A 6,231-nucleotide genomic window follows, 5' to 3' on the forward strand; every position below is an offset into this window, starting at 1 on the left:
CCGTTTGGGTTGTAAATGCGGAGGAAGCGATGGTTCTGAGTGTGTTCTCACCGGCGAAGACAGCAATTTATGTGTCAGCGCTCGTTCTTGCGGCCTGCGACGGCGGCGCGACCGCGATCCCCAGCCGTGACCAGGCGACGACTTCTGGCCATACATCCGCGCCCGCAACCTACGAGCGGGCGGACGCGCGCGAGGCGCCCGTCCCCCAACTGGACGGCAAGCCCATCTGGACCGCCAGCCGCCGCTACACCGCCGAAGAGAACGTTCAGCGGGCTTTCGAGCGCAATGGTGAGGACTTCGGCGCCAAGAGCCCGGAAGATTTCGCCCGCATGGCCCGCGACTTCGTGGAGAACCCGCCCAAGGGGGTTCAGACTCTGAAGCGGGCCAACGGCGACGTCCTGATCTACGACGTCGGGGACAATGTCTTCGCCGTAGCGGCCAAGGACGGCACGCCGCGCACCATGTTCAGGCCGCGCGAGGGTGAGGCCTATTGGGCGGAACAGAAGACCAGGGAGGCTGAACGCTCCACTCGTCTGGCCCGTCGCGACCGCGGTCAGGCCGAATAGGCTCAGCCGAACCAGAGCGCGACGAGGAAGGCGACCCCGGCGGTCGCCGCTCCCACCGCGAACCAGACCAGGGCCGGGGCGCCGCGATCCGGGGCCACGACCACCGTCGTCTGGCCGCCCTCCGCGAGGCGGCGCAGAGAGCGCATGGCCGCAACCGCGTCGTCGACGAAGTCACGGACCTTGGCCACGGGCGAAAGCTCGCGGGTGATCCAGCGGCGCACCACCGGGTCTGCCGCGGCCCAAAGGTCGTGGCTGGGATCCAGGCGGCGGGCGACGCCCTCCACCGTGACCATGGTCTTTTGGAGCAGCACAAGTTCGGGGCGCAAGCGCATGTCGAACAGGGCGGTGATCTCGAACAACTGGGCCAGCAGGCGGCCCATGGAGACTTCGTTGGCCGGCCGGCCGAACACGGCCTCCCCCACAGCCCGCAGGGCCTGAGCGAAAGCGTTGACGTCATGGGTCAGAGGCACATAGCCGGCGTCGAAATGGACCTGAGCCACACGAACATAGTCGCGTTGCAGGAAGCCATAGAGAATTTCGGCCAGATACTTCCGCTCGGCTGGACCCAATCGCCCGACGATGCCGAAATCCACCGCCGTCAGGATAGAGGGCGCGGCCACGAAGAGATTGCCCTCGTGCAGATCAGCGTGGAAGACGCCGTGGTCGAGGGCCTGGGACAGAAAGGCGCGGATCAGGTTGTCGGCCAGCAGGGACCGGTCCAGGCCCGGCTGGTCGAGGGCGGCGGCTTCTGACAGGGCCAAACCCGTAGCCCATTCCAGGGTCAGGGCGCGTTTGCCGACGCCGTCCCAGACCACGGCCGGCGCGCGCATGTAGCCGTCGCGATTCATCACCTCACCCAGCTCGGCGGCGGCCGCCGCCTCCAGGCGCAGATCCAGCTCGAGCACCAGGGAGCGGATCACCGTCTCCACGAACAGCACCGGCTCCAGCCGGCGCGATGCGGGGGCGAAGCGTTCGGCCAGACGGGCGGCCAGGCGCAGGGCGGCGGACTCGTCGGCCACGCGACGTTCGATGCCGGGGCGCAGGACCTTCACCGCCACCTTGCGGCCATCCGGCAGGGTCGCGGGATGGGCTTGGGCGATGGAAGCGGCGGCGATCGGCGGACCAAAGCTGGTGAAGGCCTCGCTTACTGGGCGGCCCAGCGCCCGCTCGACCTCGGCGCGGGCGATCTCCAGGGGGAAGGGATCGAGGCGATCCTTCAGACGGCCGAGGTCTTCGGCGAACTGCGTCCCGAACATATCGGCGCGGGTCGACAGGAACTGGCCCAGTTTGATGGCCACGGGGCCCAGCTTCTCCAGCGAGCGCGCCAGGCGCTGACCGGGGCGGCCATACTTGGCCTCCATGCCCGAGAACAGGCGGATGAACCGGGCCAGCGCCTTGAGCGACGGCGGCAGGATCGGGTCGAGCTCGCGCGGGATGAGGGCGTCGGCGCGGGCCAGCGCCCAGCCGGCGGCCAGCAGCCGGAAGAAGGCGGCGATCTGGCCCATGCGGCTAGAGCTTCCAGCCCTGGTGCAGCGCGGCGACGCCGCCGATGAAGTTGGTGATGGTCACGCGGCCAAAGCCCGCAGTCTCCATCATGCCGGCGAAGGTGCGCTGATCGGGGAAGCGGCGGATGCTTTCGACTAGGTACTGATAGGCGTCGCGGTCCTTGGCGACCCATTCGCCGACCTGCGGGATCACCTTGAAAGAATAGGCGTCATAGGCCTTTTGCAGCGCCTCGGTGGTCGGGCGCGAGAACTCAAGGCACAGGAACCGGCCGCCGGGCTTGAGCACCCGGCGCGCGTCACGCAGAGCCGCGTCGATGTCGGTGACGTTACGGATGCCGAAGCTGATCACATAGGCGTCGGCGAAATTGTCCGGCAGGGGCAAGTGCTGGGCGTCGCCCACGGCCCAGGCCATTTCAGGCTCCGAGCCCTTTTCACGACCGGCGGCGATCATTTCGGCGTTGTAGTCGACCACGAAGACGCGTGCGTCGGGGCCGCCCCGGCGCTCCTGGGCGGCGCGGGCCATCTTGGAGAAGCGGCGGGCCATGTCGCCGGTGCCCCCCGCGCAATCGACGATCACCTCGCCCGGCTGAGGATTGAGGCGGGCGGCGACGGCGTCCTTCCACAGTCGGTGGACGCCCCCGCTCATCAGGTCGTTCATCAAGTCGTAGTTCTTGGCGACGCGGTCGAAGACGCCGCGAACGAGTTTCGGCTTTTCGGCCGGATCGACGTCCTGATATCCGAAGCTGGCGGAGCTCTTGGTCATGGCGGCAGCTTTAGACCGGCGGGCCCGCCGCGTCATCTATTAGAGACAAGGGAATTCATGCCCGAACTGCCCGAAGTCGAGACGGTCCGCCGGGGCCTGGAGCCCGTCCTGGCCGGGGCGCGGCTGAAGCGGGTCAAGGCCAACCGGCCCGATCTGCGCTTTCCCCTGCCTGACGGCTTCGTCCAGCGCCTGACCGGAGCGACCGTCCTGAAACTGGATCGGCGCGCCAAGTATCTGCTGATGCCGCTGGACCGTGGCGACACCCTGGTGGCGCACTTGGGCATGACGGGCCGGTTCGAGATCGAGGATCATGGCCGCACCGTCACGCCGGGCGAGTTCGTCGAGACCGTCCTGCCCTCGCAAAAGCACGCCCATGTGGTGTTCGAGACCGAGGCGGGCGTGAAGATCACCTATTACGACCCGCGTCGCTTCGGCTTCATGGACCTGATCCCCACCGAACAACTGGCCGAGCACCCGTGGTTCAAGGGCATGGGTCCCGAACCCCTGGGGCCGGATCTGGACGCCGAGGTCCTCGTGAAGGCCTTCAAGGGGCGCAAACAGGGACCCAAGACCCTGCTGCTGGACCAGCGTATCGTGGCGGGGCTGGGCAATATCTATGTGTGCGAAGCGCTGAACCGTTCCCGCATCTCGCCTTTCAAGTCGGCGGGCGGCATAGCCCGAAAGCGGCTGGAGCCCCTGGTGACCATCATCAAGGACGTTCTGGCGGAAGCGGTTGAGGCCGGCGGCTCGACCCTGAAGGACTTCGCGGCCACCGATGGGGCGCTTGGCTATTTCCAGCATCGCTTCCGGGTCTATGACCGGGAGGGCGAGCCGTGCCTTAATGACGGCTGCAAGGGCGTCATCGACCGGCAGGTGCAGGCGGGACGATCCACATTCTATTGTCCCGTGTGTCAGGTCTGATCGATTGGTCCGCTCCCTCGTCTCGCTTTGCGCGCTTTTCCTCGCCGCCTGCTCGCTTCCGTCCAGCGCCGCCGCCATGCCGCCGGTATGGATCGTGCGCGACGCCGACTCCGAGATCGTGATCTTCGGATCCATGCATATCCTGCCCCCGGGGGTGGACTGGCGGCCGGACGCGCTCGACGCCGCCCTGGCCAAGGCCGACGACCTGTGGTTCGAGCTGCCCATGGACGCCGCCAGCCAAGCCCAGGTGGGCCAAGCCGCTATGGCCCGCGGCTACCTGCCCGCCGGCCAGACCCTGACCGGGCTGCTCGGCCCCGCGGACGGCGCGCGGCTGCGCAAGACCGCCGAGGACCTGGGGCTGCCTATGGCGGTGCTTCAGTATCTGCAGCCGTGGCTGGCGGAGGTGTCCCTGGCCAACGCCATGTTCATGCAGAGCAGCGCCAGCAGGGCCGAAGGCGTGGAGACGGTGATCGAGCGCACGGCTCCCGCCTCGGCGGCGCGGCGTGCGTTCGAGACCCCAGAACAGCAGATCGCCATCCTGGCCGACACGCCCCAGGAAGCACAGGTCGCTTCCCTGCGCCAGACTCTCGATGAACTGGCCGAAGGTCCCGGCGCCTATGACGAGCTGGTCCAGGCCTGGGCCGCCGGCGACATCCGCACCCTGGAGACCGAGGCCCTGGATCCCATCCGCGAGGCGTCGCCCGTGCTCTATCGCCGCCTGATCGTCGATCGAAACACCCGGTGGATCGAGACGATCAAGGCCCGCATGGCCGGGTCAGGCGAGACGGTGATCGTGGTCGGCGCCGGCCATCTGGTGGGCCGCGACGGACTGCCCGCCCGCCTTCGGGCGCTAGGATTCAAGGTCGAAGGTCCTTAGACCTCGGCCGAATAATAAGCCGACATAATAAAAAGGAACCCGCCATGGCCTATGAGACCCTGATCGTGGAGATCTCCGACGGCGTCGCCCTGATCCGCCTGAACCGGCCGGACGCCCTGAACGCGCTCAACACCGCTCTGCTGGCCGAGCTAGGCCAGGCCCTGGCCGCCGCGGAGGCCGACGAGGCCGTAGGCTGCGTGGTGCTGACCGGCTCGGCCAAGGCCTTCGCGGCCGGGGCCGACATCAAGGAGATGGCCGGCCAGTCCTATGCGGACATGTTCAAGGCCGACTTCTTCACCGCCGGCGCCAATGCGATCGAGCGCTTCCGCAAACCGATCATTGCGGCGGTCTCCGGCTACGCCCTGGGCGGCGGCTGCGAACTGGCCATGATGTGCGACTTCATCATCGCCGCCGACAGCGCCAAGTTCGGCCAACCCGAGATCAACCTGGGCGTCGCCCCCGGCATCGGCGGCACACAGCGCCTGACACGTCTGGTGGGCAAGTCCAAGGCCATGGACATGATCCTGACCGGCCGGATGATGGACGCCGCCGAGGCCGAGCGCGCGGGCCTGGTCAGCCGGGTGGTTCCCGCCGACGGATTGATCGAAGAGGTGATGACCATCGCGCGCAAGATCGCCAGCCAATCGCCCCTGGCGGTGATGATGAACAAGGAACTGGTCGAGGCCGCGTACGAGACCACCCTGACCCAGGGGGTGAAGCTGGAGCGGCGACTGTTCCACTCCCTCTTCGCCTTCGAGGATCAGAAGGAGGGCATGGGGGCCTTCGTCGAAAAGCGGAAGCCGGCGTTCAAAGGCCGCTGATGCGCGTTGACCGGCGCTTGGCCTTCGGCTATATGCGCCCGCTCTGATTTGCCGCGCCCAGGATGCCAGTCTTGAGCGCTTGTCCGTTTGAAGGTCCAAAGCCCTATGGCCAATAATCCCGGCGCCAAGAAGGCGATCCGCAAGATCGAACGCCGCACCGAAGTGAACAAGGCTCGCCGCTCGCGCGTCCGCACGTTCCTGCGCAAGTTCGAAGACGCGCTCGCCGCTGGCGATGCTGGCCAAGCCAAGGCCGCTTTCGTTGAGGCTCAATCGGAGCTGATGCGCGCGGTGTCCAAGGGCGTGGTTCACAAGAACACCGGCGCCCGCAAGGTTTCGCGTCTGGCCGCCCAGCTCAAGAAGCTGGCGACCGCCGCCTAAAAAACAACCGGCGCCTTACCGCGCCCGGACTTTCTACGATTTTGAAGCCGGTTGGGCCTGTGGCCCGGCCGGCTTTTTCGCGCCCAAATCGGGCCCGTGCGACATAACGAACAGCGTAAGCTTAACCGGAAAATGGCCCCGCCCTTGGCGGCTCTAGCCCGCGCTTGAGTCAACAGAAATATCCGCGTCTAGCGGCAAGTTTTCCGTTTGACCGGGAGGGGCCGCTGAATACTCTGAGAGCTAAGACGACCTTCCATCCCAAGCGGAATGAGAACAGGCGGCGGCGGGCGCATATGCGTTCGGCGGTCGGGTTTTTGTGGCCAATTGGGTACGACAAGTCCGCCTGCGTGGGGGCGCGGCGGCTGTTGTTGGCGGAGGGCGGGATTTTGCGGTGGGGCTT

At 67.0% G+C, this 6,231-nt stretch carries 7 protein-coding genes; 5 read left to right on the forward strand and 2 right to left on the reverse strand.

The genetic code is table 11. From position 1 onward, the window contains the following. The first annotated feature begins 71 nt into the window (after nucleotides 1-71). The gene (locus O5K31_RS17770) at nucleotides 72-566 is read left to right on the forward strand and encodes a hypothetical protein (protein ID WP_269715079.1); all 495 of its coding nucleotides are present in this window, start codon (nucleotides 72-74) and stop codon (nucleotides 564-566) included. 2 nt (nucleotides 567-568) lie between these two features. On the opposite strand, the gene ubiB is transcribed toward O5K31_RS17770, so the two are convergent. Further along, on the reverse strand, nucleotides 569-2,071 hold the full coding sequence (gene ubiB / locus O5K31_RS17775; protein ID WP_269715080.1) for a 2-polyprenylphenol 6-hydroxylase: 1,503 nt from the start codon (nucleotides 2,069-2,071) through the stop codon (nucleotides 569-571). 4 nt (nucleotides 2,072-2,075) lie between these two features. Next, nucleotides 2,076-2,834 carry a class I SAM-dependent methyltransferase gene (locus O5K31_RS17780; RefSeq protein ID WP_269715081.1) on the reverse strand — a complete coding sequence of 253 codons (759 nt, stop codon included), beginning with the start codon at nucleotides 2,832-2,834 and terminating at the stop codon, nucleotides 2,076-2,078. Between the two features lie 57 nt (nucleotides 2,835-2,891). On the opposite strand from O5K31_RS17780, the gene mutM reads away from it, so the two are divergent. The 4 genes from mutM (at nucleotide 2,892) to rpsT (ending at nucleotide 5,831) form a co-directional block, all read left to right on the forward strand. Continuing rightward, nucleotides 2,892-3,755, forward strand: coding sequence for a bifunctional DNA-formamidopyrimidine glycosylase/DNA-(apurinic or apyrimidinic site) lyase (mutM, locus tag O5K31_RS17785; RefSeq protein WP_269715082.1), 864 nt, complete (start codon nucleotides 2,892-2,894; stop codon nucleotides 3,753-3,755). Between the two features lie 4 nt (nucleotides 3,756-3,759). Continuing rightward, on the forward strand, nucleotides 3,760-4,632 hold the full coding sequence (locus tag O5K31_RS17790) for a TraB/GumN family protein (protein ID WP_269715083.1): 873 nt from the start codon (nucleotides 3,760-3,762) through the stop codon (nucleotides 4,630-4,632). A gap of 44 nt (nucleotides 4,633-4,676) precedes the next feature. Further along, the gene (locus O5K31_RS17795; protein WP_269715084.1) at nucleotides 4,677-5,453 is read left to right on the forward strand and encodes an enoyl-CoA hydratase; all 777 of its coding nucleotides are present in this window, start codon (nucleotides 4,677-4,679) and stop codon (nucleotides 5,451-5,453) included. A gap of 105 nt (nucleotides 5,454-5,558) precedes the next feature. Next, nucleotides 5,559-5,831, forward strand: coding sequence for a 30S ribosomal protein S20 (gene rpsT, locus O5K31_RS17800; RefSeq protein WP_269715085.1), 273 nt, complete (start codon nucleotides 5,559-5,561; stop codon nucleotides 5,829-5,831). Nucleotides 5,832-6,231 lie beyond the last annotated feature (400 nt).

This window comes from Caulobacter sp. NIBR2454 (assembly GCF_027474405.1).
Taxonomy (GTDB): domain Bacteria; phylum Pseudomonadota; class Alphaproteobacteria; order Caulobacterales; family Caulobacteraceae; genus Caulobacter.

What these genes read in the sequence shown, in the direction of transcription:
- O5K31_RS17780 (WP_269715081.1), bottom strand. Translation starts at nt 2,834, where the DNA reads ATGACCAAGAGCTCCGCCAGCTTCGGATATCAGGACGTCGATCCGGCC.
- O5K31_RS17795 (WP_269715084.1), top strand. Translation starts at nt 4,677, where the DNA reads ATGGCCTATGAGACCCTGATCGTGGAGATCTCCGACGGCGTCGCCCTG.
- rpsT (WP_269715085.1), top strand. Translation starts at nt 5,559, where the DNA reads ATGGCCAATAATCCCGGCGCCAAGAAGGCGATCCGCAAGATCGAACGC.
- ubiB (WP_269715080.1), bottom strand. Translation starts at nt 2,071, where the DNA reads ATGGGCCAGATCGCCGCCTTCTTCCGGCTGCTGGCCGCCGGCTGGGCG.
- mutM (WP_269715082.1), top strand. Translation starts at nt 2,892, where the DNA reads ATGCCCGAACTGCCCGAAGTCGAGACGGTCCGCCGGGGCCTGGAGCCC.